We start from the raw sequence: 26,243 nt of genomic DNA, 5'->3' as shown, positions 1-26,243 counted from the left end.
GTGACCAACAATATTGCAACTCACTTAAATGGATAGGCAAAACCCTGACCTATTTTGCAAAAAACAGGCGCGGTAAAAAAAATACTCCAATACACATCGTGTACCCATTATAAGAAAAAAATTCTCCTATCCTCCCCAAAAAGGCCGAAAATGAAGCATTTCACTACCCCATGGAAGTTCAGTTTGAATAACTCTGGGCACCTATCAGGCGACTTATAGAAATCTCCGTAATACATGATGCCCTCAAAATATGCCCACTGCAAACTCCTTACATTTTTGCTGTAAATTTGTACCGGAACAACGAATACAGATAATTTTATATCTATTCTCTCGCTTTCGTATCTATTTTAAATTGTAAAATTATCATTTAATTAGATAGAATTGACTTTTTAAAAGTCTACTTACAAAGTACTTTTTACATTTCTGATTACGTAAATTGCCTGCTTTATTGTACTTTTGCAGCAATTATAAAAATAGCTCGATAACTCTATTTGGTACAAGGGTTTAATCTCATAAAATAAAACTATCATGGTCCTTTTTTTCAAAGGTAAATCAAAACAGATTTTAGCGGTAGGTTGTAACAAGGATTTTACAACCGATGAAATACAAAAGCTCGAATGGCTTTTTAGCGGTGCCACCAAGACTGACGAACAGCAACTGAGTGGCTTTTTTGTTGGACCTCGTAAAGAGATGATCACGCCCTGGAGTACCAACGCCGTAGAAATCACCCAGAATATGGGCTTGGGTGGTATAATACGTATTGAGGAGTTTTTTGAGGTAACCAACGAAAAGGCCATCTACGATCCTATGCTGCAGGTATTGTACAAAGGATTAGGACAAGATGTTTTTAATATCGACAAGCAGCCCGACCCGATTATAGAAATAGAGGATGTGGCGGCCTATAACAAAGCCGAAGGTTTGGCGCTGAGTGAAGATGAGGTGGCGTATCTGGATGGTCTCGCAAAGAAACTGGGCCGCAAGCTTACCGACAGCGAGGTGTTTGGTTTTTCGCAGGTCAACTCGGAACACTGCCGACATAAAATATTCAACGGTACTTTTATTATTGATGGTCAAGAAAAGGAAAGTTCTTTGTTTCAGTTAATTAAACGTACATCCAAAGAAAATCACAACTATCTGGTTTCGGCCTATAAAGATAACGTAGCCTTTATCCAAGGCCCCAGAGCAATACAATTTGCACCCGCAACGCACGACAAGCCCGATTTTTTCGGAGTACAAGAAATTGATACGGTCTTGTCGCTAAAGGCAGAAACGCATAATTTCCCCACCACCGTGGAGCCTTTTAACGGTGCCGCAACCGGTTCAGGCGGTGAGATACGCGACCGTTTGGCCGGAGGTAAAGCTTCGTTGCCACTGGCCGGTACAGCCGTATATATGACTTCGTATGCTCGCTCCGAAGAAGGTAGAGCCTGGGAACAGGCAACAGAGGCACGTCCCTGGCTGTACCAAACACCGGAGCAAATTTTAATTAAGGCTTCCAACGGCGCCAGCGATTTTGGCAATAAGTTTGGTCAGCCTTTAATCTGCGGTTCGGTGCTAACTTTTGAGCATTTCGAAAACCAAAAGAAATTTGCCTTCGATAAGGTAATCATGATGGCCGGTGGTATCGGCTTTGCTAAAAAATCCGATGCCATAAAAGACAAACCCACCCCGGGCGACAAAGTGGTTATTCTGGGTGGCGACAATTACCGTATTGGTATGGGCGGCGGCGCTGTTTCGTCCGTAGCCACCGGTGAATTCAAAAACTCCATTGAGCTGAATGCCGTTCAGCGTTCCAATCCCGAAATGCAAAAACGTGCCATGAATGCCATCCGTGCCATGGCCGAGAGCGACGATAACCCCATCATCTCTATCCACGATCATGGAGCCGGTGGTCACTTGAACTGTCTGTCGGAGCTGGTAGAGGAAACCGGAGGGACCATCCATTTGGACAAACTGCCTGTGGGCGATCCTACCTTGTCGGCCAAAGAAATTGCGGGTAACGAATCGCAGGAAAGAATGGGCTTGGTTATTAATGAAAAAGATATCGACCGCTTAAAAGCGGTTGCCGACCGTGAGCGATCGCCCATGTATGCGGTGGGTGAGGCCACCGGCGACATGCAGTTTACCTTTAAGGATGATAAGGGCAACAAACCTATCAATTGGCAATTGTCCGACATGTTTGGTAACCCGCCAAAAACCATTATGAAGGATAAAACCGTGGACGAGAAATTTGCACCCGTGGTTTACAATGCGTCAAAAATTGAAGAGTACCTGAAAAATGTATTGCAGTTAGAGGCTGTAGCATGTAAAGATTGGCTGACCAACAAGGTAGACCGTTCGGTTACCGGAAAGGTGGCCAAGCAACAATGCGCAGGCGAGCTTCAAATACCCCTGAACAACCTGGGAGCAACTACCATTGATTATACGGGAACATCCGGTATGGCCACTTCAATAGGCCATGCTCCGGTTGCAGCTATGATCGATCCGGCAGCAGGTTCAGTATTGGCCATCGCCGAGTCGATCACCAACCTGGTATGGGCACCCTTTGCGCGGGGCGTAAAAGGTATATCGCTAAGTGCCAACTGGATGTGGCCCTGTAAAAACGAAGGCGAAGATGCCCGTTTATACCAGGCAGTGGAGGCCGTCAGTGATTTTGCTACTGATTTGGGTATCAATATCCCAACAGGTAAGGATTCGTTGTCGATGACCCAAAAATATAAAAACGGAGAAGTGGTTTATTCTCCGGGTACCGTTATTATTACTGCTGCTGCGGAGGTAAGCGAAGTGAATAAGATAGTGGAACCGGTATTGGTAAAAGATACAGACACAGCTCTTATATATCTCGATCTATCCTTCGATAGCCATAAGCTGGGTGGCAGTTCCTTTGCTCAGGTGGTCAATAAACTGGGCGATGAAACGCCCACAGTAGCCGATACGGATTATTTTAAAACCGGGATAGAAACACTGCAATCCTTAATTAAGGATAGTTTGATACTGGCGGGACACGATATATCGGCCGGAGGTATGGTAACTGCTCTGCTCGAAATGTGTTTCGCCAACAGCAGCCACGGTATTGAAATAGATTTGTCGGGTATTGTTGAGGATGATTTGGTGAAAATACTTTTTGCTGAAAACCCCGGCGTACTTGTTCAGGTGAAAGATGTTGGCCGGGTTACCGCCTTTTTAGAAAAACAAGAGCTCGGATATGAGGTGATAGGCGCACCCCTTGAAGAAAGAAAACTGAGCATTACCAAAGATAAGCAGCAATTGACCTTTGATATTGATGAGATGCGCGACTTGTGGTATAAAACATCCTACCTGTTAGATAGAAAGCAGAGTGGCGACATATTGGCCAAAGAACGTTTCGACAATTATAAGCAACAGCCTTTGCAATTTAATTTCCATAAGGATTTTAAAGGTAAATTATCCGCTTACGGTATATCCGCAAAACGGGTCGGTAAATCGGGTATTAAAGCAGCCATCATCCGCGAGAAAGGTGTGAACGGCGATCGTGAAATGGCCTATGCCATGTATCTGGCAGGTTTCGATGTAAAAGATGTACACATGACCGACCTTATCACAGGTAGAGAAACGCTGGAAGACGTAAACTTTATTGTTTTTGTGGGAGGATTTTCCAACTCAGATGTACTGGGTTCCGCCAAAGGGTGGGCAGGCGCCTTTTTATATAATCAAAAAGCCAAAGCCGCTTTGGATGCCTTTTACAAGCGCGAAGATACCCTGAGCCTTGGTGTTTGCAACGGTTGCCAGTTGATGGTGGAGCTTGGTTTGGTGTATCCGAATCATTCCGAAAAACCGAAGATGTTGCACAACGAGTCGCATAAATTCGAGAGTAATTTTGTGAACATGGATATTACCGATAACGATTCAGTGATGTTCAAAACCCTCTCCGGAAGCCGCTTGGGTATTTGGATAGCCCACGGCGAAGGTAAGTTTAGTATGCCGTACGGCGAGGATAAATATAATATTGCAGGAAAATATTCGTACGATGCCTATCCTGCCAACCCGAATGGAAGTGATTTTGCCACAGCCGCCATCTATTCAAACGATGGCCGTCATCTGGCCATGATGCCGCACCTGGAAAGAAGTATCTTCCCTTGGCAATGTGCACATTATCCGGCCGATCGTAATAATGACGAGGTAACTCCATGGATAGAGGCCTTTGTGAATGCCCGTAAATGGGTGGAAGAAAAGATTGTAGATTAAGGGATGAATAGATTGAAAAATAAATAAAGCCGGACTCATTCAGTCTGGCTTTGTTTTTATTAGTATCTCTTGTGTTATTTGCCGGATGACGCCGGGTATTTAGCTATATCAAACCAAGGATAGAAAATTAGGCCTATGGTTATGATTAGAATCTTAAGGTCTCTCATCAGAAATAGCTTTAATCTGAATAATGGGTGTAAAGTAGCTTGTGTTTTTGTTCGGCAGAAAGGCTACTGTACTGGGTATACCGTTGAAGCGTTAGTTAAACTCCGATAACTGTTGAACTGAATTCACATCTTGCATTTGCGGGTTATTGTAAAACCTTGATGTAGTTTTTTTGTGTGGCATGTGTGTCTTTTATTCGGATAGGTACAATAGAGCGCTGTATATGCTCCGAACTACTAAGGCAGCTCGTAATATAAATAAATATGTTTTGCCACCCTTAATCCAAACAATCCTTCCTGAAATTCATAAGTAACACGATTGTTGTCTTGCACACCATCTTCAATAGCAAAGGTGCGTATGCCCGGATATTTATTATATACACCATCTTCAAGCAGCACCGTATAAAATACCTTAGATTGGTATCGGTTGTAGCTATACCAGTAGGTTTCGCTTACCGGATTGCGTGAGAATGCATAATTCAACAAAAAGAATAGTCCCAAAACACCCGGTGCAACATTAATGCGAAGCATGTATTTATAATAATTTCGTTTTACCAGGCGAGCCAGCATAAAGCCAATAGCTATGGCAATTGCATATAATCCGATGGACAAGTTTAGAGTGATTAGTGTGTTTAATACAATTTTAAAAAATATCACTACGTTAATAACAAAAAGAACCAGGATATTAATGGTGCGCGTTTTTATAGTTGATTGTTTTTTATAAAAGAAGCTACGAATACTAAAACTGTTCCACGTTCGCACTACAAAACGAAACCACAGGGGAAAGGACGGCACAATAATAATCAGCCATATAACAAGAGAAATGGCGCCGTTTTTATGAAAAGATAAAATGGGAAGTAATATTACGATGGTGAGTATAAACAAAGTAATAAAAAAGTCGACCACCACATTAATGGCCTCCGTAGTTCGGTATATATCCGAGTTTAAATAGGCTTCATACTTCATACGGGCATATTCACGGGCCCTCTCTCGTGCTTTTTGTCTTTCGTGTTTTTCCCATTGCTGTTGATAAGCCGCCTGTTTTTGTGCTTTTTCCCTATTTCTTTTTATCCTGTTAACATTGTTGCCGCTAACATTTAAAAGATATTCATAAGCCTCGTTCACTAAAATAAAACGCTCATGCGCATCCACCGCTTTATTAACATCGGGGTGGTAAAGCTTAGCCTTTTTCCGGTAAGCTTTTTTAATTTGCTCCAGCGTGGCGTGTGGTGTTACGCCAAGTATATGATAGTAGTCGTTCATTTACAAAAGTTCGACTACGAATCTACATAAATGTTTTTAATGCTTAAGATGAATGTAATTTAAAATTCAATATTCTGGCGCAAACAAAATTAAACCTTATCTTTGCGGGCAATAATGAGACAGTTCGTTTACACCATCCTGTCTATAAACAAAACTCGGGTATGTTAAGAATCCTTTCATTCTTTGTCCTTTTCCGGACACATATCTTCTGTTTTATTTTATTGGTGTAATTAAATAATAAAAGGCATTACGGCCGGTCCGGCCCAATCGGGAATATGGGTATCAAGATATATCCGCACAGCCAGTAGGCCGGGCAGGGGTCTTATGTACTTAATGTTTTATACATGATACATTGTTCTAATTTAAATAAATGAACAAAGCAGTTGTTTTATTATCCGGCGGATTAGATTCTGCGGTAACCTTATATCTGGCCAAAAGCAAGGGATATGACGAGGTTCATGCCCTTTCGTTCGACTATGGCCAGCGTCATCAAACCGAACTGAACCATGCTATGGCCATAGCGTCCAGAGCAGGCGTAACGGCACATAAAATTGCCACGCTTAACCTGGGTGATTTTGGGGGCTCATCGCTCACCGATAAAAATATGGAAGTGGAAGACGGTGATGTAAACCGTACCGACATACCGCTTACCTATGTGCCGGCACGTAACATGGTATTTTTGTCCGTTGCAGCCTCCTATGCCGAAAGCATTCAAGCACAACATATATATATTGGTGTTAGTGAGGTGGATTACTCGGGGTACGTAGATTGCCGTCAGGAGTTTATCGATGCCATGGAGTTGGCTATCAACAAAGGAACGGTAATGGGTGCCGAGGGGGGGATGCCCATAAAAATACATGCCCCTTTTGCCAACAAGACCAAAGCGCAGGAAATTACACTCGGTATGGAATTGGGTGTCGATTTCAGCCTTACCTGGTCATGTTACCGGGGTGGCGAAAAACCCTGTGGAACCTGCGACAGTTGTTTGCTGCGTGCTAAAGCTTTTGCAGAGGCAGGCTTTGAAGATGCCGGGGTTAAAATATAAATCTTATTTAAAATAAGAGTTCTTGTTAATTGTCTATTATCTCGTACTCTAATTTAAAAATAATGGAAAAATTAATGTTAGTGGGCGAGGGGGTTTTCCCCATCGTAATGGATGCAAAGGGGAATGCCATAGCAGAAGTTCCGGCAACGGGATGGAACCTTTCCGGAACAGTTCAGGGCGAAGGCAAATTGGCCGGAACACCCTCTTTATTTATTCGTTTGGCTACGTGTAACCTCCGTTGCATTTGGCAAATGGACGATGGCAGCTTTTGTCGTTGCGACACAGCCTATGCCTCCTTTCATCCCGACGACAAAAAGGCCTGGACAGTTGAGGAGATTGTTAAAGTGGTAAAGCATAATATCGGTGCCATGCAGCATGTGGTTATTACCGGAGGAGAACCGCTTTTGCAAAAGAAGGGTGTGCTGGCGTTGTGTAAAAGCATCAAAGAAGAGTTGAACCTGCACATCACCATCGAAACCAACGGAACCATCTTCGATCAGGAACTGACTCAGTTTGTCGATCTGTTCAGTATCTCACCCAAGTTGAGTAACTCAGTGCCATCGGCCCAAAAGCTTAAGTTTTATAACGAAGCGGAAACCGGATCCTCGCGATTCCACCATGAGGTGCGCAGGAATTTAAATGCGCTGCAAAGTTATATCGATACGGCTCAGGACTTGCAACTTAAATTTGTGGTGGCCAAACAAAGCGATGCCGACGAAATTACCAAGGACTATCTTAAAGTGTTGCAACGTTACAATAAAAACGATATTATGCTGATGCCTTTAGGTGCAACGCAGCACGAAATAACCAAATCCAATCCCATTGTATTGCAAATGTGCTTACAAAACGGCTGGAAATATACTCCTCGCATACATATCGATATCTTTGGCTCTAAACAAGGGGTGTGAATTGACGGATAGCGATTAGCTTATGGCCCATAGCAGTTACAACTTCTTGGGCCTGTTGGCGTCGATAGACCCGACGGCATTGTAAAGTGAGGAGCTGTAAAAAAAATTTCTTTATGTTGCATTACACCTTGCGCGGAATGTATATTTGTTCTTATACATTAAAATTCACCACCGGATGAATTACAGTAAAAACCTGCAAGGACAGTTTAAAAAATCGAAATGGAGATCTATTTTTGGCATAGCTCTAATTGCAATAGCCATTGGGCATTTGCTCGCGGTATATTTCGATCACCAATTAACTGCCTTTAACCTTATAATAGCGGTTATCTTTATAGCGAACGGGGTTTTCGGTATCGCCGGAAGTAAAGGTTATATTTTAGGAAAAAACTCATACGTGAAAATGGACGAACAATCCATTACCATAAAAACCATAGGCAAGGAGAAGAAAGCCTTATGGGAAGATATAGAAACAATTGATTTCAGAAATAACAAGCTGAAGATCCTCCCGGAGGATAAGAAATTCCAATTTGTTACCTTGAATTATTTAAACGAAGATTGTTCAACGGAGATAAGAAACGAAGTGATAAAAGCAGCCAATAAAAAGGGTATCAGTATTATAAATAAATAAAAGCCCGGAGTGAAACTGTATATTAAATTACACTTTACACTCCGGGTTTGCAACATCTTATAGTGCGTGATTTTAATTTCTTTGTAAACTCAAAATAACGGTTTATCTGTCCGCTTTAAGTTTATCGGCCATTGCTTTGCCCAAATTAATACACTCCTGATATTTGTCGGCTTTTAGGGCATGTTTTTCTTCTACGCTTTCACCCACAACTTCCCACTTTAGCTCTTCGGCTATCGCGTTTAATTTTTTAACGGCAGCACCGGCCCAGGAATAGGAGCCTAAAATACCGAGATAATGGTTTTTAACGCCCATATGTCGCAGCTTGGTGGTAAGGGATTCCATATTTGGATGCAACTCATTACAATAGGTGGGGCTTGCCAGTATAACGCCTTTATATTTGAAAATATCGGAAAGGATATACGAAGCATGCGTTTTTGACACATCGTACAAACGAATATGCTTAATACCGTTCTCGGCCAGTTCACGAGCTACAGCTTCGGCCATCTCTTCGGTATTTCCGTACATCGAAGCATAAGCCAGTACTACCCCTTCCTCGGTTTCAAATTTGCTCCAACGGTCGTACATCCCGATAACTTTTTGAATATGGTTTTTCCAGATAGGGCCGTGCGTAGAGGCAATCATTTTAATATCCAAACCTGCGAGCTTCGAGAGTGCCTTTTGTACCGGTGAGCCATATTTTCCTACAATGTTTGAATAATATCTACGCATCTCATCGCGATAATATTCAAAATCAAATTCGTCGTCGAAAATACCGCCGTCTAAAGTACCAAAAGTACCAAAGGCATCAGCCGAAAATACAATCTGTTCGCTTGTTTCGTAGGTTACCATGGTTTCGGGCCAGTGAACCATGGGCACCATATAAAATTGTAAAGTATGTTTTCCCAAATTTAAGCTGTCGCCTTCTTTCACTTCTACAGTGTTATCCGAAATGCCAAAATACCCTTCCAACATAGGCAATGTTTTTTTATTGCCTACAATTTGAATGTCAGGATACATTTTTTTTATGATGTCTATAGAGCCACCATGGTCTGGTTCCATATGGTTTACAACAAGATAATCGATAGGGCGCTCCCCGATAACGGCTTTAATTTTTTTCAGATATTTTTCTACCTGTGCTATCTCTACCGAGTCGATTAAGGCTACTTTTTCGTCGTCGATAACATACGAATTATAGGCCACACCACGGTCGATGGGCCACATGTTTTCAAAAAGATGCGTTCTTCTGTCGTTCACGCCAACGTAATATACGTCTGGCGTCAATTTTACTGGCTTGTACATATATATTTAGTTTGTTAATGTCCAAAAGCTGAATGATATCTTATTTTACTTATTGATGCCGGGTGTTAATAGTTGATATGCAAAATGGCATGTCTCCAAAAAGCCTTATCGCATCCGTATCAACAACCAGGTATCATTGTATTTAGGATAATTGCTGCGTATGTTGCCCACTTTGCTTCGCGCATCCATTTCATCATTATAGGCCGAAACAGAAACACGATAAAGTCCGTTTTCGTTTTCCAGAATAACCGGAGAAAAACCCTCACTAATCAGGGTGTTTTTATAGTTGCGGGCATTATCCAGTATTTTAAAGGAGCCAATAATAACGTAGTATTTGTAGCTGATATCGTCCGGCGACTCAATTACTTTTACTTTTTCCTCTTTTATCACAATGGGTTTAGGCTCCTTTTTTATCACAATAGGTTTAGATTCCTCTTTAACGTAAGGTGAGTCGCTATCGCTAAAACTAGAGCTTCCCGAATCCTTTAAGGATCTGCAGCTTATCAATGATAAGGTTAAAATGGCTAAAAGAAATAATTTATTCATTTCAATCAATTTTAGGTTTTTATATTTTTAATTGCCTAAAAATATAACATTCTTTGCAAAACTATCGATTATTTTTTACCGAAGCGATTGAAAACATAGCATTAGCCATATAAAACGGAATAATCTGTTATATTTGAACCTTTACTCGTTGATATTGATAAATGAAAAAGAAAGTACGGAATACCAAACGCAGAATGACCCGCCGATTTAAGCGGATGGGATTATTTGTTGTAGTTTTACTTCTTTTAGCCGTATTGATAGGCGGCCGGTTCTATCGCTATATTAATGCGCCCAATGTCGATTTATCTAAAGCAGAATCGGCCTATATACACATACCGGATGGAACAAATTTTCTGCAGTTAAAAACTATTTTAAAGGAATCAGGAGCCATAAAGGATATGGTAAGTTTTGAATGGGTAGCCCAGAAAAAGGACTACCCCGAAAGAATAATAGGTGGTCGTTACAAGTTGGAGGACCGGATGTCGAACAACCATTTGGTTAATTTGTTGCGCAGTGGCCGGCAGGAACCGGTTAACCTTACCTTTAATAATATTCGTAAGTTAGAGCAGTTGGCTTCTTTGGTAAGCAAAAAATTGATGCTCGACTCAGCGTCACTGATGGATTTAATGCAGGATAAAGATTATCTTTCTGAGCTTGGCTTTAATTCCAACACACTGCCCTCCATGTTTCTTCCTAACACCTATCATATTTACTGGAACACTGATGCTGTAGGTTTTATGGAACGGATGAAAAAAGAGTATGATACCTTTTGGAATGATGAAAGAATACATAAAGCAGAGGTAAAAGGATTAAACCCACTGCAAGTATCGGCACTGGCCGCAATTGTGGATGAAGAGACGCAAAAAGCGGATGAAAAAGCAAGAGTGGCCGGTCTGTATTTAAACCGATTGGATAAAGGCATGCGCCTGCAAGCGGATCCAACTTTAAAATATGCCTTGGGCGATTTCAGTATCAAAAGATTATTAAATGAAGACAAGAAAGTGGAATCGCCGTATAACACTTATAAATATGCGGGTTTACCACCCGGCCCAATCCGGATACCTTCTATTACCGGATTAAATGCAGTACTGAATGCCGAAGACCATGATTATGTATACATGTGTGCAAAAGAAGATTTTTCGGGCTACCATAACTTTTCAAAAACCTTGGCGCAACACAACATCCATGCAGCCAGATATCGAAGAGAATTAAATAAAAGAGGGATTCGGCGTTAGGGTGGTTAACCGGGTTTAATTATTGAGTTGCTACACTATTTTTTCCTTGTGCCCTTTGTGCTTTCTTTATTTACCGCCATATTAATACAGAATAGCACGGTATAATTCTATAATGATTGGCGCTTTAATCACTTTCAGGAGCCGGCAGGTCAATCCCTGCAAGAACGCAGCTTCAATTGCATAACGCTCTTTTTAAAAGAAACTGAGAGGGTGATTGTAGCCAATGGCTATTGACCATCGGCTATCTCTCAAGCTCTACTTTCCCTTCAAAAACGAGGGTTGCAGGACCAATAAGCCAAATGTTGCTGAAGCCTGATTTTTCATCACCTTCAAAATGAACTTGCAGTCTACCACCTTTAACATCAACATCAAAAAACTTTTCTTGCTTGTTTTTAACAAAGGTGGCAATAGCCGAAGCTACAACACCGGTTCCACACGAGTAGGTTTCGTTTTCCACCCCACGTTCGTAAGTTCTTACTTTAATTTGATTGTGGCTTTGCTGTTCAACAAAATTAACATTGGTGCCGTCTGGTTTGAAAGTGGCAGAATACCTTATTTTACTGCCATTATTTACAATATCAATATCAGCTATATTATTTCTGTGGGTCACATAGTGGGGCACCCCGGTATTTAAAAAGTAATATCCCTCACCGGAATCAATATGCGAAACATCAATCATCTTGAGGCTCACAATGTCGTTTTTAAATTTGGCAACATGCATACCGTCTGCTGCCTCAAAATAAAATTCATCGGCATTTGTAACTGCACCTATGCGTACAGCAAATGCAGCAATGCATCTGCCACCGTTTCCACACATCGAAGCTTCCTTTCCATCGCTGTTATAATAACGCATGGTAAAATCCACCTTTTCCGAGTCGTTACTTTCGAGCAGCATCAGCCCATCTGCCCCAATACCCATCCTGCGATGGCATAAAAAACTGACTAAGCTTGTGCTTTTAGTGTCAAAATTACCGTTTCTGTTGTCAATAATAATAAAGTCGTTGCCGGTACCTTGATACTTGTAAAAATCAACTTGCATAAAGAATGGTTTAAAGGAATTGATTTATAGATTATTTTGTCCGAAATTTAGCAATAGAATAATGAACAAAGCTAAGCAAAATTCAGTTAAAATTAAGTTAAGGTGCAGGGATTAAACCCGAAGGGCATATAATTTGACAGTTTGAGTACGTTTAATATACAGTTCTAATTCGTTGGATTGAACTTCGATCCATATAAAAAGATTTGCGTTTTATTAGATAAACTAAAAAAATGTAGATAAGGAATTCGATCAACTAAATTAAATTATTCTATGCCATAAAGGCATATTAATACTAAAAAATTATTCACAATGAAGGTAAAAAAATTATTTTTTGTTTTTTTAGCAGCCGTACTGGGAGCAGTATTAGGTGTATATGCTTATGTATTGATTGTTAACCCCCAAAAGGAAATTGTTACGGTGGAGAATCACGTGGTACCGGCTGCCAGATACGCATCGCTTGGGCAAGCTGCACCGGTTGGGGTTCCGGATTTTACCCTTGCGGCGGAAAAATCAGTAGAAGCCGTAGTTCACGTAATGACCAAAGCCACCCGTTCGGGTAATGCGTATTCACATGGTAACCCCTTTTACGATTTCTTTTTTGGTCCCAGAGGTGGCATAGCGCCCGATAGAGCGCCTGTGATGGGTTCCGGTTCAGGAGTGATAATTGCTGAGGATGGTTATATCATTACCAACAATCACGTGATAGACAAAGCTGATGAAATTGAAGTAGTGCTTAACGACAGGCGATCGTATAAGGCTAAACTTATTGGTGCAGATCCTACAACCGATATTGCTCTTTTAAAAATTGATGAAAAAGGTCTCCGTTTCCTGGCTTATGGCGATTCGGACGATTTAAAAATAGGCGAATGGGTGCTGGCTGTGGGCAACCCTTTTAACCTGACTTCTACTGTTACAGCGGGTATAGTGAGTGCAAAGGCTCGTAGTATAAATATTCTGTCGAACCGGAGCCAGCCTATGGGAATTGAATCTTTTATCCAGACTGATGCAGCGGTTAATCCCGGTAATAGTGGGGGAGCCCTTGTAAACATACGTGGCGAACTGGTTGGCATTAACACGGCCATTGCATCGCAAACCGGATCCTTTGCAGGGTATTCCTTTGCTGTACCCGTGGGGATAGCCAAAAAAGTTGTGGCCGACCTTAAAGAGTTCGGAGAGGTACAAAGAGGATTTATTGGTGTTCAGATTAGAGGTGTAGATGCAGCTCTCTCGAAAGAATTAAACCTGGATAAAATAGAAGGTGTTTATGTAGATGCCGTTACAGCCAATGGGGGCGCAGCTGTCGCCGGAGTCAAAAAAGGAGATGTGATTTTAAGCATCAATGGCGTCGCGGTGAATACCAATTCGGAGTTGATTGGTCAGGTAAGCAAACATCGTCCCGGGGATAAAGTGAGTTTATCGATAAAAAGAGATGGAAAAGTAAAACAATTTACCGTGGTTTTACGTAATAGTTATGGGTCTACGGAAGTAGTGAGACAAAAAGAAGGAATATCCGCTTTATTGGGAGCCGAATTGCGCGAGTTGTCAGATCAGCAAAAAAACAGGCTACTCGTAGATTATGGCATGGAAGTTGTTAAGCTAACGGCCGGAAAGTTTAAACAAAGTGGCATACGTGAAGGTTTTATCATTTTAAAAGCCAACAGGCAACCAATCAAAACTATTACCGATCTAAAAGACGTTATAGCAACAACTGATGGAGGTTTGTTTATTACTGGCGTATATCCAAACGGTCAGGTTACCTACTACGCTATTAACCTCCAGGAATAAATAAAAACCCAATTATCTTGCTCATTATTTATAATAGTTGGATATTTGGTTATAAAAGTATAATTTTGCGCCACATTTTGCATATAGGATATGAGACAACTTAAAATAACTAAATCAATTACCAACCGTGAGAGTGCTTCTTTAGATAAATATCTTCAGGAGATAGGACGAGAGGAATTGATATCTGTAGAGGAAGAAGTAGATCTGGCGCAGCGGATCAAAAAAGGCGATCAAGTTGCCTTAGAGAAGCTGACAAGAGCCAATTTACGTTTTGTGGTTTCTGTTGCTAAGCAATATCAAAACCAAGGTCTTAGTCTTCCCGATCTAATTAACGAAGGCAACCTTGGATTGATTAAAGCAGCCGAAAAGTTTGATGAAACCCGTGGTTTTAAGTTTATATCCTATGCGGTGTGGTGGATACGTCAATCCATTTTGCAGGCTTTGGCCGAACAATCCAGAATTGTACGCTTGCCATTGAATCAGGTGGGTTCATTAAATAAAATTAATAAAGCCTATTCAAAATTTGAGCAGGAAAATGAGCGCAAACCATCACCCGAAGAGTTAGCCGACAAGTTGGAGCTGCCTGTGGAAAAGGTAGCCGACACGCTCAGAGTTTCTGGCCGTCATATATCGGTTGATGCCCCCTTCGTAGAAGGAGAGGACAACAGTTTATTGGATGTTTTGGTAAACAGTGATTCTCCTAATGCCGATAAAACATTGATCAACGAATCGCTGGCACGTGAGATCGAACGTGCGCTGGCTACCCTGACCGAACGTGAGGCCGATATCATTAAATTATTCTTCGGTATTCAGGTGCAGGAAATGACATTGGAAGAGATTGGCGAACGTTTTGGATTGACTCGTGAAAGGGTAAGGCAGATCAAGGAAAAGGCAATACGTAGATTGCGCCACACCTCCAGAAGTAAATTGTTAAAATCTTATTTGGGATAATACCCAAAGCATAAAATAATAAAAAAGCCGTCCTGTTTGTGTCGGCTTTTTTTATTTTATAGCTTTAATGCCGATTGTTTATCAGGTTAAAAATTGCTTTTTGAAATAACTGTTGTGTCAATATTTTAGCTGACATATGGTAAAGTATCTACATTTTAAAGTTTAACCATAAAACTAACGCTATGTTTGGCTGTCGACAATGATCAAATAATAGCCCCATCAGCGCTGCCGACATACGTAAAAGGCAAAAAGATTATAGATGTAACACATCGATTTGCAGAGCTTATTTCGGATGAACCGTCAGAATTGCCACCTACCTGAAGTGGCAAAAATATACGCTTGCCATATTTGGCCTCGAAGATGTAGTGTATTTGTAAATTGTGAGAGATTTGATTAGAGAATGCCAATTGTTGTTGATAGATTGGGTAACCGGATTTAATAAAACAAATTATGTGATTGAGCGATGGAGCCTGTATAATGAGCCGGGAGGTGGGCTGCATGATTTAGATCCGGATGAGGATATCCCATTTGACCCTGAATTGTAACCTTAATTCTAAATAATGAAAAAGCTAACTAAGATTATTACTTTCCTTGCGTTTATTGTTTTCGCATCCTGTTCAAATAAGGGGCAGCAAAAAGCAACCACCCGAATTGATATACAATCCGAAATTGTTATTCCAGCGCATTATGTTGTTGGTAAAACAGGCGAGCCATTGACCATAGATGGTGTAGATGACGAAATGGCATGGTCGAAAGCCGCTTTCACCAAATCTTTTATCGATATTGAGGGTGTGGATACACCAACCTACGATACCAAAGTTAAAATGCTTTGGGATGAGCAATATTTATATGTTTTTGCTCAAATGGAAGAACCACATATATGGGGTTATTTAAGGCAGCGCGATACGGTAATCTTTTATAACAACGATTTTGAGGTTTTCCTGGATCCCTCGATGACTACTTTTAATTATGGCGAGATTGAAGTAAATGCATTAAATACCGTGTGGGATCTGAAGTTGGACAAGCCCTACAGGGTGGGTGGTAATGCCGATAACAGTTGGGATCTGGATGAATTGAAAACAGCGGTCCACATAATAGGTACTTTAAACGATCCAAGTGATATTGATAGCATGTGGACCCTGGAGATGGCCATCCCAATGAGCCCTTTGATGAAACTCAAAGACGAGGAAAATAAAATACCCCTTGAAGGGGAACAATGGCGTATCAACTTTTCGCGGGTCAATTGGGATTTTGATGTGAACAATGGGGTGTACTCCCGTAAAAAAGTGGATGGAAAGTATTTACCCGAATACAATTGGGTATGGACTGAACAAAGAGTAATAAATATGCATGAGCCCGAAAAATGGGGGTATTTACAATTCACCCACCAGCCAACTGCAGATGGCATTCAATTTAAAAAGGATGAAGATATTCTGATAAAACAAGCTGCCTTTGCCCTTTTTAGATTGACGCGCTTTGGAAAACTGAAAGCTTTAATGGACAAAGAAAAGGGTTATACGGAAAGTTTTGCCGCAACGGTTACAGATAACCTGACTGTAAAAGCCACCTTTGTTAAAACTAACGCAGGTTTTGAATTTAGAATTACCGACGAAAATAAGAAAAAGACTTTTGTAATAAATGAGGAGGGTTTTTTGAGTATTCAACAGTTGTAGATGATTGATGCTTACGCAACCGGTCTCGCGAAAAATATTATGGGCATCCTCAACAGAAGGGCTTTTTACTGTTGAGGAAAACATAGGGTTTTGTAACGATTTCTTTTTCGACAAATAAAATAAATAAACAAATAAATATACCACAATGAAAAAACTATTCACTTTTGCTCTTATGGTGGCATTGTTTTCTTGCGCCCCAAAAACTGCATCCGTTGGGGAAACAAAAGGCAATAATAGCTTTGTGTTGGCTACCTGGGTAACTGCACCGAAGGAATTTAACAAGCAGCAATGGGAAGAGAAACTCGATTATTATAAATCTATCGGGCTAACTGAGGTGTTGGTGCATGCTAACGCCGAAATGTTAGAGCAAATTATTCCCTTGGCCGATGTGCGTAACCTAAAGATACATGCCTGGATGTGGACTTTAAACAGACCCAACGACAGCGTGGCCAACAAGCATCCCGAATGGTATGCGGTAAACCGCCAAGGTAAAAACTCTTTGGAGTTCAGGGCTTATGTAGATTATTATCAATGGCTGAGCCCATTTCATCCCGAGGCACGTGAATATATCAAAAACAATGTGCGACGACTGACAAAGGTAAAAGGATTGGCTTCGATACATTTGGATTATGTACGGTACGTGGATGTGATTCTGGGAGCAGATTTACAACCTTTATATGGTCTTGTGCAAGATCACGAAATGCCGGAATACGATTATGGTTATCATCCTTTGGCCCGCGAAGGGTTTAAAGCGATATTCGACAAAGATCCGCTGGATATGGCGCATCCGGAGCTGAGCACCGAATGGCGCCAATACAGACTTAACGCTGTGAGTACTCTGGTGAACGAGCTGGTTGAAATAGCCCATGAGAATGGACATAAAATGACGGCGGCGGTATTTCCTTTCCCTGAAATGTCGCGGCAAATGGTGCGCCAGGCATGGAACGATTGGAACCTCGATGCAGCATACCCCATGTTGTACCAAAATTTTTACCGCGAAAACATCAACTGGATTGGTTTTGCTACTGAGCAAGGGGTGCGCGACGTGGATTTCCCCATTAATGCGGGATTGTTTATACCTGCCTTTGACAATGCCAACGACCTGGAAAAAGCCATTCGTTTGGCCAAAGAAAAAGGGGCCAGTGGTGTTTCCATATTTACCGCCGACGATATGAGCAAAGAAATGCAGGCGACGATTAAAAAAATGAGCGCAGAGTACGGAGTTGGAGCTAAGGTAGCGAAATAAGTAAGGATTGAAGTGAGGCGGCAGTGTTTAAGACTGGCAATTTATGACGAAAAAAGTCCTGTGGAGTGGGGTAATTGAGGGAAGGATCAGAATTGTAAAGCACACCTTAGTAGGAGTTGTCGTTACGAAACTGAACAATGTTTCAAGGTTTAATTCGATATGCGGATATTTATAGGCATAAAAATAGATGCACCGCCTGAGGTTTCGCAAATCAAGTGTGAGCTGGGACATGCTCACAGCAAATGGGTAAAGGAAAGCAATTATCATCTCACCTTGGTTTTTATTGGTCAGGCAAAGACGGCGGACAAGGTGAAGATATCGCAGGCCTTGCATAAAATAGTACCGCAGCACGCACCTTTCGTCATCAGCTTAAAAGGAGCAGGGTCGTTTCAGAAACGCAGAAGCAGTGGTGTGCTTTGGCTTGGGGTGGAAGATAGCACCGCCTTAAAAGCCCTGCACAATGAGGTGAATAATGCCGTACTCCATATTTTCCCTAATCTTAAAAATCAATACAAGGATTATACCCCTCATATAACTGTGGCACGAATAAAAGATAGGGAAGAGTTAAGTGCTTTTAAACAACGCTTAAACGAGCTTAATGTGAGCCGACGGCAAAGGGTTGATGAAGTGTTCTTGTACGAAAGCTTATCCACGCCAAATGGGGTGGAATACAAGGTGTTGGAACGGTTTAATTTAAAATAAAAAAAGGCCGATTCTTTTTAGGATCGGCCTTTTTCCTGACAAGCGTAACGCAGTATTTGGTGTTTTCTTATAGCCACTAAGTAGGGGCTGCTGAAAAACTCCAGAGGAGTTTGCTGTGCATAACCCCGGATTTATCTGGAGGTTATGTTTTAGCTTAGTACATATTTGCTAATAGTTACAGCCATTGGCAATGCGCTTTGGGGCTATAAACCAAATAACCTGTAACCAATAGTAACGGTTAATACGTCAGTTTTTTGTCCAAACTGGGCTTTAGATATATCCTTCATTCCCCATTCGTAGCGCACATCTGCCGATAGTTTCCATACCTGTGCTCCCAAACCGGCTTGAAAGGTCCAGTTGGCATCTTTTAAACTTTTCAGGTCATCCTTTGAGATAAACGAGGCTACCGGCCCGGCCACACCATAGATATGTGCCACTTTTAAATCCACCAATTTAAGGTTGGCCAACAGCGGTACATCCCACGATTTAATGTCGCTGGTGGTAACAGTAGTTGTTCCGTTATCGGTAAATGAATATTGAGTTTGTTTTTTTGCATAATACAACTCCGGCTGAAAGGACAATCCACCAATTAATTTCAACTTACCATAAGCGCCAAAAAGAAAGCCGCCCTTCGCTTCGTTTTTAATTGTTTCACCCGAAGGAATATCCGATAAATTTATTTTTGTACTATTGAAACCGGCTTTTAAACCGATGGCTATTCTATCTTGTGCCTGCGATGCACTTACCAATCCTACAAAAAGGAATACGAAAAGAATCTTCTTCATAATAACAGGTTTTTTAATGTTACGTTAATAATAGGTGTGTTTGTTAGATGTGACAATCGTATTTAAAAAAACACTTATGATTTATTTTGAGCATAGTTGCGCAAACTGGTCAGAGATGCAACTAATGTGCCATTTCAAATACAGGCTTACTTCCGGCTATCCCCTTTGGCTACGGTTCTTCGTGCCGGTTGCCTTCGTTTGTTGTTTTTTGCAGATGGTTTTTTATTCCGCACAAAGGGCTTTTTAGTGGGTTTTAGGTCTTCTTCGGTAGGTTCACCGGGTTCAAACCCATCCAATATTTCTAATGGGATACTGTGCTTCAGCAGTTTCTCTATGTCTTTTAGGTAGGCCATCTCGGCATGACCCACCAGCGAAACGGCCACCCCATTGGCTCCGGCCCTGCCGGTACGGCCTATGCGGTGTACATAATCCTCAGGCACGTTGGGGAGCTCAAAATTAACAACGTAAGGCAAGAGGGGTATGTCCAAACCACGAGCTGCTACGTCAGTGGCTACAAGTGCTTTAACGGCTCCCTTTTTAAAGTTGTCCAACGCTTTTACCCTTGCGTTTTGGCTTTTATCGCCATGTATCTCTGCGGATAAAATACCTCGTTTGTTTAGTTTTTTCCCCAATCTGTTGGCACCACTCTTGGTGCGGGTAAAAATGAGTATCTGCTTCCAGTCACCTTCTTTAATTAACTTTACCAGCAAGTCGGTTTTGCTTGTTTTGGCCACGTGGTAGGCCTTCTGTACAATCTTTTCGACGGTGGTATTTTCAGGTGTGGCCTCAACGGTTACCGGATGTTGTAAAAAGCGGCCGGCCAGATTTTTTATTTCTTTCGAAAATGTAGCCGAAAAAAGCAGGTTCTGTCTTTGGGCGGGTAATAGTTGAAGAATTTTATTCACATCGCGGGCAAAGCCCATGTCCAACATACGGTCGGCTTCGTCCAGTACAAAAAACTCTACTTTGGCAAGGGAAAAAATACGTTGCGAATGCAGGTCGAGCAACCTTCCGGGCGTGGCCACCAAAATATCCACACCTCGTTGCATGGTGGCTATCTGTGGCTTGGCGTTTACCCCACCAAAAATAACGGCAGAGCGCATATTTAAGAACTCGCTATAGGTTTTTATGCTTTCATACACTTGGGCTGCCAGTTCACGCGTGGGTGTTAGAACCAAAGCCCGCACGGGACGGCGTCTGATAGCTTCACTTTGTGCTAATATTTGTAAAAGGGGTAAGGTAAATCCGGCGGTTTTTCCGGTTCCGGTCTGTGCCGAAGCCAATATGTCTCGCCCTTCTAAAATAGGAGGGATAGCTTTTTCCTGTATGGTGGTGGGCTCGGTATAATTTTGTTTTTCAACTGCTTTTAGTAAAGGAGCAATTAATCCTAATGTTTTGAATGTCATATATTTTGTTTAGAATAAACACTCTCTGAATTAACAAGAAGCTTATTTGGAAAGTGGCTGCAAATGTACGTTAACATTTTTATAATTTGTTATAATGAACAGAAAATTCCTTAAACATTAAGCACCCGCACCCCCATCCTTATCTCGTTTTTGTCCAGCACCGTGTCCGAGGGGAACTGCTTGTAGTTTCCTACGGCTATTTGTAGGGCATTAAGTGCCAGTATCATGCTGTCGAGGATATCGTCGTCGGCCAGGTCTTTTTTCAGGTGAAGCTTTCTGAATTTCAAGAAGGTGTCGTATACACAGGGAAAATGGGGCTTAAGTAAGCTCATCCTTTCATCTTTGCCCTCACAGGTCTTTTTTTTGTGGGAGAGGGGTTGACCGTTTAAGTATTTAAAGCAGAGCTCGGGATGGCTTTCGTGCATTGTTTTTTTTAGGCTGGGATGATGGTTCAGCAACTGATCCAGCTCTCTTATTTTGGGCACGATATTCCACGATTGTACGGACAGCCCTTTTTGGCATAGCTCTTTGTTCACATGCTTGGCTTTTGTATAATCGGCGGCATATACAGCTTGCCTGCACGGCGTGTTAAAAACCGATGCGCTAAAAGGATGTCCTAATTCTTTCCTGATAAGCGTATCGCATGTTCTTTCCTCGTCGGGATGGGATACCAGTCCCATGGGCATGTCCACGGCAATGGCAGTTGCATCCGATAGGTGTACTATGCCATCCTTTAAAAAGGGGTATAAATAAAGTTGACAATCCCCCTCTGCCTTCCATACTGTAAAAAGCCAGCCGCCACGGCATCCATCAATACCGATGCACTGCATCTACTTACGGGCCTCCTGTTCCTGCGGCAAAAGAGTATAATAAATGAAATGGTTAACGGGCACTTCGATGTTGTGTCGGCGGGCCAATTTTACCACACTGCCGTTTTGGTATTCCAGTTCGGATGGGCGGCCGGCCCATATGTCGCGCGCCATAGAGGAGTTAGCCGAGGGGGCGAAGCGCATGGTTTTGTCCAGTATTTTTGCTTTTATCGATTCCGGTAGCTCAATGCCTTCGGCCCGGGCTACGGCATACATCTCGTTCAGCATTTGGCGCATCATTTCTGTTAGTTCGGGCGATTGGCACAAAATACCGTAGTTGGCACGGGTAAGGGCACCGAGGCCCCCAAGACATATCAGCATAAACTTCTTCCAAATATCACCCTGTATATAATCGCTTAGCTTATTTTCGATCCCCGCATGCTTAAAAACGTAATGTATCTTTTTCGCTCTTTCCGAAACGATATGGTCCGGTTCACCAAAGATGATGTGTGGTTCGGAGCTTAAATGCTCAATAACGCCGGGTTCTTTTATTTTGCTAAAAATATTACATAGTCCACCCAAAACGTTTTGTTGCGGAAGCACCTCCAACAATTCGCTTACAGCCATCACACCGTTTTGAAGGGGCATTACCATTGTATTTTCAGAAATAACCGTCTTTAATTGAGTGGCCACTTCGCTTACCTGCCAGGCTTTTACTCCTAATAAAACCAATTCAATGTCTTTAAGTTGTGCAACCGAACTAACTACGTTTGGATCTTTCAGCGAATAATTGCCCTTGGGGCTAAGTAGTTGCAAGCCATTTTCACTGATTGCCCTTCCGTGCTCTCCACGAGCTACAAAGCTTACCTTGTTTCCGGCCTGGGCCAATCGGGCACCAAAATAACCCCCAACACCCCCTGTTCCTATGATAGCTACGTTCATTTTAAAATGATTTGTTAATTAAAAATTTAGAAAGGAAAAAAAGTTTGTTTTCTGTAAAGCATATTCATTAATACGCTGCCTGTGTGCTTCTTCTGCTTTCACCCAACCAGTAGTATTCCTATTGCCTCTTTGCTTACTGTCTAAAGGCTTGCCGGGTCAACAGCTTTGCCTGGATAATGTTTTGTGGGAGGTATGTCGCTTTATTGGCTCGTACCGGACAAATATCTATACCGCCCCGTCGGGTATATAGGCAAGCCACCATCAAAGCTTCCGGTTCAAACCTATCCAACAGGCGTTTGTAGAGCATTTCGCATATCTCTTCATGAAAATGGTTTTCGTCGCGAATGGAAACCAGGTATTTTAACAAGGCCATTCTATTTATTTTATGCTGTGATTTTATGTGGATAAAAGCACTTCCCCAATCGGGTTGGTGGGTTATTTTGCAATTGCTGCGTAATAGGTTGGTAGCTACCTTTAACTCATTTGTTTCGCTGGCTTTATGGGATATCAGCAATTTTTCGTTTTCTTTAAAAGTATCAAAAATGATTTGATCAGCTTCCGGTTCATCTTCGAGCAGGACATAATCGTTAAAGTCGTACGTATGCCGCGCATATTCAGTATGGAAAGATAGTTCTATCTCCGTTTGCATTAGCTGGGATAAATCTGATTTAATGGTTTGTAGCACCTGTGTAATACCTTCCTTTTTATTGTCTCCATACCTGCCCATGTTAAATGAATTCAGGTAAAGTTTAAGTGACTTGCTTTCCACCAAAAATTGGCTGTTGCAAACATATACAATTTTAAGTATGCCGGTAACCGGTAAACCTTTTTTTGTCAGGAAACCCAGCTCATAAGCGTGCCAGGCATCAACACCAACAAAAGGTATAGCCTGTTCGCTAATATGATATTGCTGCCGGTTTAATTTACGCGGTACAGCTACCAGTATTTCGGGAGCATATGCTCTTGGATGGCTTATTTGCTTGCCAAGCACTTTTGATTCTATAGAATTCATTCGGAAAATATATAAGCGTGGAGTTATTAATGCAAAATGCTTAATTCAAAGGTATAAAAATAGCCTGTATTATTCAATTAATAAAAATAGAACTCCTTCAATTGTCTATTTCTATTCGTTTTGAAAGAACGCCAGAATTAAATCCCTGTTGATTGAGGCCATGACCTCTTTGGCTACCCCTAACGGCGATGACACCGAGGACAAAACTATGGCCTCGACATAAGAGGTATTCATATGCATAGGTGCACCTGCAGAAGTTTCTGGTTTGAACCGTTTAACTATTAGCAGGGCAGCGTTATACACAAAAGTAAAAAGCATATTGGGCATAGGGGTAAGTTCCTATATTAACGACCAACGTTTAAATGCGGCTAAACGATTGCTTGAAACCACACAGCTACCGGTTGTGGAGGTGGACGAAAAGGTAGGCTTTGCAAATCAGAGTTATTTCAGTACCTTGTTTAAGCAGTATTTTGGTTCTACACCATCAAAATACCGTGCTATGCAAGCTTAATATAACTATTAAAATTTAACAGATGGCAAGGGGAACAGGAAGAGTAACAAATAGAGCGACATACTTTATTGAAGGTTATATCAATAAATTGGGTGACTTGCTGAGTTACATTTTTGAAGTTCCGGGATGTGCAGTCTTTGATATGTTCAGTTGGATAGGTGCTAAGGTTGGTGTTAGTTTTCCGTTTTTATGGTTGGGTAGTGTAGCAAAAAGTTTGTTATGTTTTTTTGCGATAGTGGTTAAAATACCGTTTGGTATTGCCGGTGGTATTGTGTCGGGTGTAATAAAAATTGTGCTTGGCCTGTTTTCGTTTGCATGGACAATGGTGTTAGAAGGAATTCAAGATGTGCTCTCCCCGGTGGTGGGTGCTTTTATATTGTTGGTGGCTAAGTTGATAGCTTTGGTGCAGACGATCTTTTATCTGCAAGATTTTGAACGTCGAATTACAATTAATGAAGAAATGAAGCTCAATAAAGTATTTGCCCATTCCATGAGCTTATATAATGTTAGGATTATCGAGGGTCGTGCAGGTTTGTATGGGTTAAACAGCAGAGCCTTTACCCTGGGCAATACCATTTATTTAAAAACAAAATCTTTTTCTATTGACTTGTTGATACACGAAACGGTACACGCATGGCAATATCAAAAATCCGGCTGCAGATATGCCAGTGATGCTATCATAGCACAATGGTTTGTGGAGGGTGCCTACGATTGGGAAATGGGGATAAAGGTACGAGGCAAACAGGCGTGGATTTACCTGAATGAAGAAGCGCAGGCTGAGTTTATGCAGGATCTATGGAAAAGAGGCAAACTTTGTGATAAGGATAACAGGATACTAAAGGTAGGCGACGGTTGTTATTTTGACGCCGATGAAAAAAAAACCTTTGGAAAATTTAGTATATGGTTTAATGATTATAGCCGCTTTGCTGCTTCTGCTGTTAATCAATTGCAAAAAAGATGGCCGTAAAGTTTAAAGCTATTTACAATATAAGCCAAGTGCTTTTGATGCTTACTATTATTGTAAAAGTAGGGTATCCTTTGCTACCGCCAAACCGGCAACTACGCCAACGCCGTTGTTGATATTGCTGTATTGGTTTACCGGATCAAAAACGGGATAGTCCTTAATTGCCGATTCTTCGATAGAGGAACGTAAAAAACTGTAATACTCAGGTGTTAAGGTGTATAGGTGAACAATTAATTTTGTTGCCAGCGTATCTGAGCTGTTGTTTAAGTATTTTTCCGGGATGAGTAGCTTTATTTTGTAATTTTTTCCATTAAACAAATAATCAGTAAAAGTGCCCTGCAAATCAACATCCGCCAGCAGTACCGAGGAATCGTCCTTGCGCACTAAAAAAACCTTATCCTCCTTGATATATGTAACGGTTGCTATGTTAGGTGCAAGTTGGCCTGACAAATCATACTCAATGTAATCAACCCGTATTTGATAATAGTTTTCTGCCTCCTCCGGATCGTTGATTTCAACAGAACATCTCAACATTTTCTCTATGCTGCCGTCTGTATTGGTATAAGTGGTGGTGATTGTATCCAGATTTAAAATAGATATGGGATGGGGTACTGTGGTGCTTCCCCATGTTTTATTACCGTTTGGCAGTTGAAACTCCAAACGATAGTTGTTGCCGCTCTTTCCTTCAAGCTCCGCTGTGTAATGCCAGATTTCGCCTGTGGGGTAAGTTCCTGTATGTTTTTCTTCTTCGTTAACCGAAATGCTATATTCAAGTCCTTCGATACCTTTAAAATCGATGGTTGAAAGAATATCCGTACTGTAACTGCCGTGTATTTTTAAGGTGCTATCCGGCATAGGAAAGGCATACATCACCACTTGGGGTTTTTGATTGATAAGCTGGTATTCTAATTTTTTTTCGCAACTCACCAAAGTGATACTTAACAGTAAAATAGTCAGGTGTATGTATTTTGTTTTTTTCATTTATTTTAAATTAGATAAGCGGCCAGACAGTAAACTATGATTGGTACTTGTTATGCCCAAGCGTAAAATACATAGCAATTCATGTTTTTAAAATCATCCTCCTTTGTGTGTAATACCTAAAAATC

Annotated in this window: 23 protein-coding genes; 13 read left to right on the top strand and 10 right to left on the bottom strand. The window is 41.5% G+C overall.

Annotated elements, in window-relative coordinates; genetic code table 11:
* The first annotated feature begins 528 nt into the window (after positions 1–528).
* Positions 529–4,224: a phosphoribosylformylglycinamidine synthase gene (gene purL / locus FN809_RS03815; RefSeq protein ID WP_142532127.1), complete on the top strand. Its 3,696-nt coding sequence runs from the start codon at positions 529–531 to the stop codon at positions 4,222–4,224.
* A 401-nt stretch (positions 4,225–4,625) separates the two neighbouring features.
* Here the strand turns inward: purL and FN809_RS03810 are convergent, their stop codons facing one another.
* A complete protein-coding gene (locus FN809_RS03810; protein ID WP_142532126.1) occupies positions 4,626–5,651 on the bottom strand; it encodes a DnaJ domain-containing protein in 1,026 nt (341 codons plus the stop codon).
* Between the two features lie 370 nt (positions 5,652–6,021).
* Here FN809_RS03810 and queC point away from each other — a divergent pair, with 370 nt between their 5' ends.
* The 3 genes from queC to FN809_RS03795 all read left to right on the top strand — a co-directional run bounded on the left by queC (position 6,022) and on the right by FN809_RS03795 (position 8,232).
* On the top strand, positions 6,022–6,696 hold the full coding sequence (gene queC / locus FN809_RS03805; protein WP_142532125.1) for a 7-cyano-7-deazaguanine synthase QueC: 675 nt from the start codon (positions 6,022–6,024) through the stop codon (positions 6,694–6,696).
* A gap of 62 nt (positions 6,697–6,758) precedes the next feature.
* Positions 6,759–7,604: a 7-carboxy-7-deazaguanine synthase QueE gene (locus FN809_RS03800; protein ID WP_142532124.1), complete on the top strand. Its 846-nt coding sequence runs from the start codon at positions 6,759–6,761 to the stop codon at positions 7,602–7,604.
* A gap of 175 nt (positions 7,605–7,779) precedes the next feature.
* The gene (locus FN809_RS03795; RefSeq protein WP_142532123.1) at positions 7,780–8,232 is read left to right on the top strand and encodes a BCD family MFS transporter; all 453 of its coding nucleotides are present in this window, start codon (positions 7,780–7,782) and stop codon (positions 8,230–8,232) included.
* Positions 8,233–8,334: 102 nt separating this feature from the next.
* Here FN809_RS03795 and FN809_RS03790 read toward each other — a convergent pair whose 3' ends face one another.
* Positions 8,335–9,531 (bottom strand): FprA family A-type flavoprotein, encoded by a 1,197-nt coding sequence (locus tag FN809_RS03790; protein ID WP_142532122.1) that lies wholly within the window; start codon positions 9,529–9,531, stop codon positions 8,335–8,337.
* Positions 9,532–9,636: 105 nt separating this feature from the next.
* On the bottom strand, positions 9,637–10,077 hold the full coding sequence (locus FN809_RS03785; RefSeq protein ID WP_142532121.1) for an SPOR domain-containing protein: 441 nt from the start codon (positions 10,075–10,077) through the stop codon (positions 9,637–9,639).
* 161 nt (positions 10,078–10,238) lie between these two features.
* Between FN809_RS03785 and mltG the strand changes: the two genes are divergently transcribed.
* A complete protein-coding gene (mltG, locus tag FN809_RS03780; RefSeq protein WP_142532120.1) occupies positions 10,239–11,312 on the top strand; it encodes an endolytic transglycosylase MltG in 1,074 nt (357 codons plus the stop codon).
* A gap of 241 nt (positions 11,313–11,553) precedes the next feature.
* Here mltG and dapF read toward each other — a convergent pair whose 3' ends face one another.
* A complete protein-coding gene (dapF, locus tag FN809_RS03775; protein ID WP_142532119.1) occupies positions 11,554–12,351 on the bottom strand; it encodes a diaminopimelate epimerase in 798 nt (265 codons plus the stop codon).
* A 309-nt stretch (positions 12,352–12,660) separates the two neighbouring features.
* Here dapF and FN809_RS03770 point away from each other — a divergent pair, with 309 nt between their 5' ends.
* The 6 genes from FN809_RS03770 (at position 12,661) to thpR (ending at position 18,708) form a co-directional block, all read left to right on the top strand.
* Entirely contained in the window at positions 12,661–14,136 is a 1,476-nt protein-coding gene (locus FN809_RS03770) for a Do family serine endopeptidase (RefSeq protein ID WP_142532118.1), read from the top strand.
* A 90-nt stretch (positions 14,137–14,226) separates the two neighbouring features.
* A complete protein-coding gene (locus tag FN809_RS03765; RefSeq protein WP_142532117.1) occupies positions 14,227–15,087 on the top strand; it encodes a sigma-70 family RNA polymerase sigma factor in 861 nt (286 codons plus the stop codon).
* Positions 15,088–15,467: 380 nt separating this feature from the next.
* Positions 15,468–15,632 carry a hypothetical protein gene (locus FN809_RS17675; protein WP_185957427.1) on the top strand — a complete coding sequence of 55 codons (165 nt, stop codon included), beginning with the start codon at positions 15,468–15,470 and terminating at the stop codon, positions 15,630–15,632.
* Positions 15,633–15,647: 15 nt separating this feature from the next.
* Positions 15,648–16,760: a carbohydrate-binding family 9-like protein gene (locus FN809_RS03760; RefSeq protein WP_142532116.1), complete on the top strand. Its 1,113-nt coding sequence runs from the start codon at positions 15,648–15,650 to the stop codon at positions 16,758–16,760.
* A 145-nt stretch (positions 16,761–16,905) separates the two neighbouring features.
* Positions 16,906–18,006, top strand: coding sequence for a family 10 glycosylhydrolase (locus FN809_RS03755; RefSeq protein ID WP_142532115.1), 1,101 nt, complete (start codon positions 16,906–16,908; stop codon positions 18,004–18,006).
* A 159-nt stretch (positions 18,007–18,165) separates the two neighbouring features.
* Positions 18,166–18,708 (top strand): RNA 2',3'-cyclic phosphodiesterase, encoded by a 543-nt coding sequence (thpR, locus tag FN809_RS03750; RefSeq protein WP_142532114.1) that lies wholly within the window; start codon positions 18,166–18,168, stop codon positions 18,706–18,708.
* 203 nt (positions 18,709–18,911) lie between these two features.
* On the opposite strand, the gene FN809_RS03745 is transcribed toward thpR, so the two are convergent.
* The 5 genes from FN809_RS03745 to FN809_RS03725 form a co-directional block, all read right to left on the bottom strand.
* The gene (locus FN809_RS03745) at positions 18,912–19,493 is read right to left on the bottom strand and encodes a porin family protein (protein WP_142532113.1); all 582 of its coding nucleotides are present in this window, start codon (positions 19,491–19,493) and stop codon (positions 18,912–18,914) included.
* 146 nt (positions 19,494–19,639) lie between these two features.
* A complete protein-coding gene (locus FN809_RS03740) occupies positions 19,640–20,899 on the bottom strand; it encodes a DEAD/DEAH box helicase (protein ID WP_142532112.1) in 1,260 nt (419 codons plus the stop codon).
* Between the two features lie 110 nt (positions 20,900–21,009).
* On the bottom strand, positions 21,010–21,729 hold the full coding sequence (locus FN809_RS03735; RefSeq protein ID WP_142532111.1) for a DUF429 domain-containing protein: 720 nt from the start codon (positions 21,727–21,729) through the stop codon (positions 21,010–21,012).
* Complete coding sequence (locus FN809_RS03730; protein WP_142532110.1) at positions 21,730–22,650, bottom strand: ketopantoate reductase family protein; 921 nt, start codon at positions 22,648–22,650, stop codon at positions 21,730–21,732.
* 133 nt (positions 22,651–22,783) lie between these two features.
* Positions 22,784–23,662, bottom strand: coding sequence for an NADPH-dependent 7-cyano-7-deazaguanine reductase QueF (locus FN809_RS03725; protein WP_142532109.1), 879 nt, complete (start codon positions 23,660–23,662; stop codon positions 22,784–22,786).
* Positions 23,663–23,927: 265 nt separating this feature from the next.
* Here FN809_RS03725 and FN809_RS03720 point away from each other — a divergent pair, with 265 nt between their 5' ends.
* Both FN809_RS03720 and FN809_RS03715 read left to right on the top strand, forming a co-directional pair.
* A complete protein-coding gene (locus FN809_RS03720; protein ID WP_185957426.1) occupies positions 23,928–24,173 on the top strand; it encodes a helix-turn-helix transcriptional regulator in 246 nt (81 codons plus the stop codon).
* Positions 24,174–24,195: 22 nt separating this feature from the next.
* On the top strand, positions 24,196–25,140 hold the full coding sequence (locus tag FN809_RS03715; protein ID WP_142532107.1) for a hypothetical protein: 945 nt from the start codon (positions 24,196–24,198) through the stop codon (positions 25,138–25,140).
* A 48-nt stretch (positions 25,141–25,188) separates the two neighbouring features.
* On the opposite strand, the gene FN809_RS03710 is transcribed toward FN809_RS03715, so the two are convergent.
* Complete coding sequence (locus tag FN809_RS03710) at positions 25,189–26,118, bottom strand: DUF4249 domain-containing protein (RefSeq protein ID WP_142532106.1); 930 nt, start codon at positions 26,116–26,118, stop codon at positions 25,189–25,191.
* Positions 26,119–26,243: the final 125 nt, after the last annotated feature.

This window comes from Saccharicrinis carchari, from assembly GCF_900182605.1.
In the GTDB taxonomy this organism is placed as follows: domain Bacteria; phylum Bacteroidota; class Bacteroidia; order Bacteroidales; family Marinilabiliaceae; genus Saccharicrinis; species Saccharicrinis carchari.
Note: the sequence above shows the minus strand (reverse complement) of the source record. Positions and strands in the feature narration are given on the sequence as shown.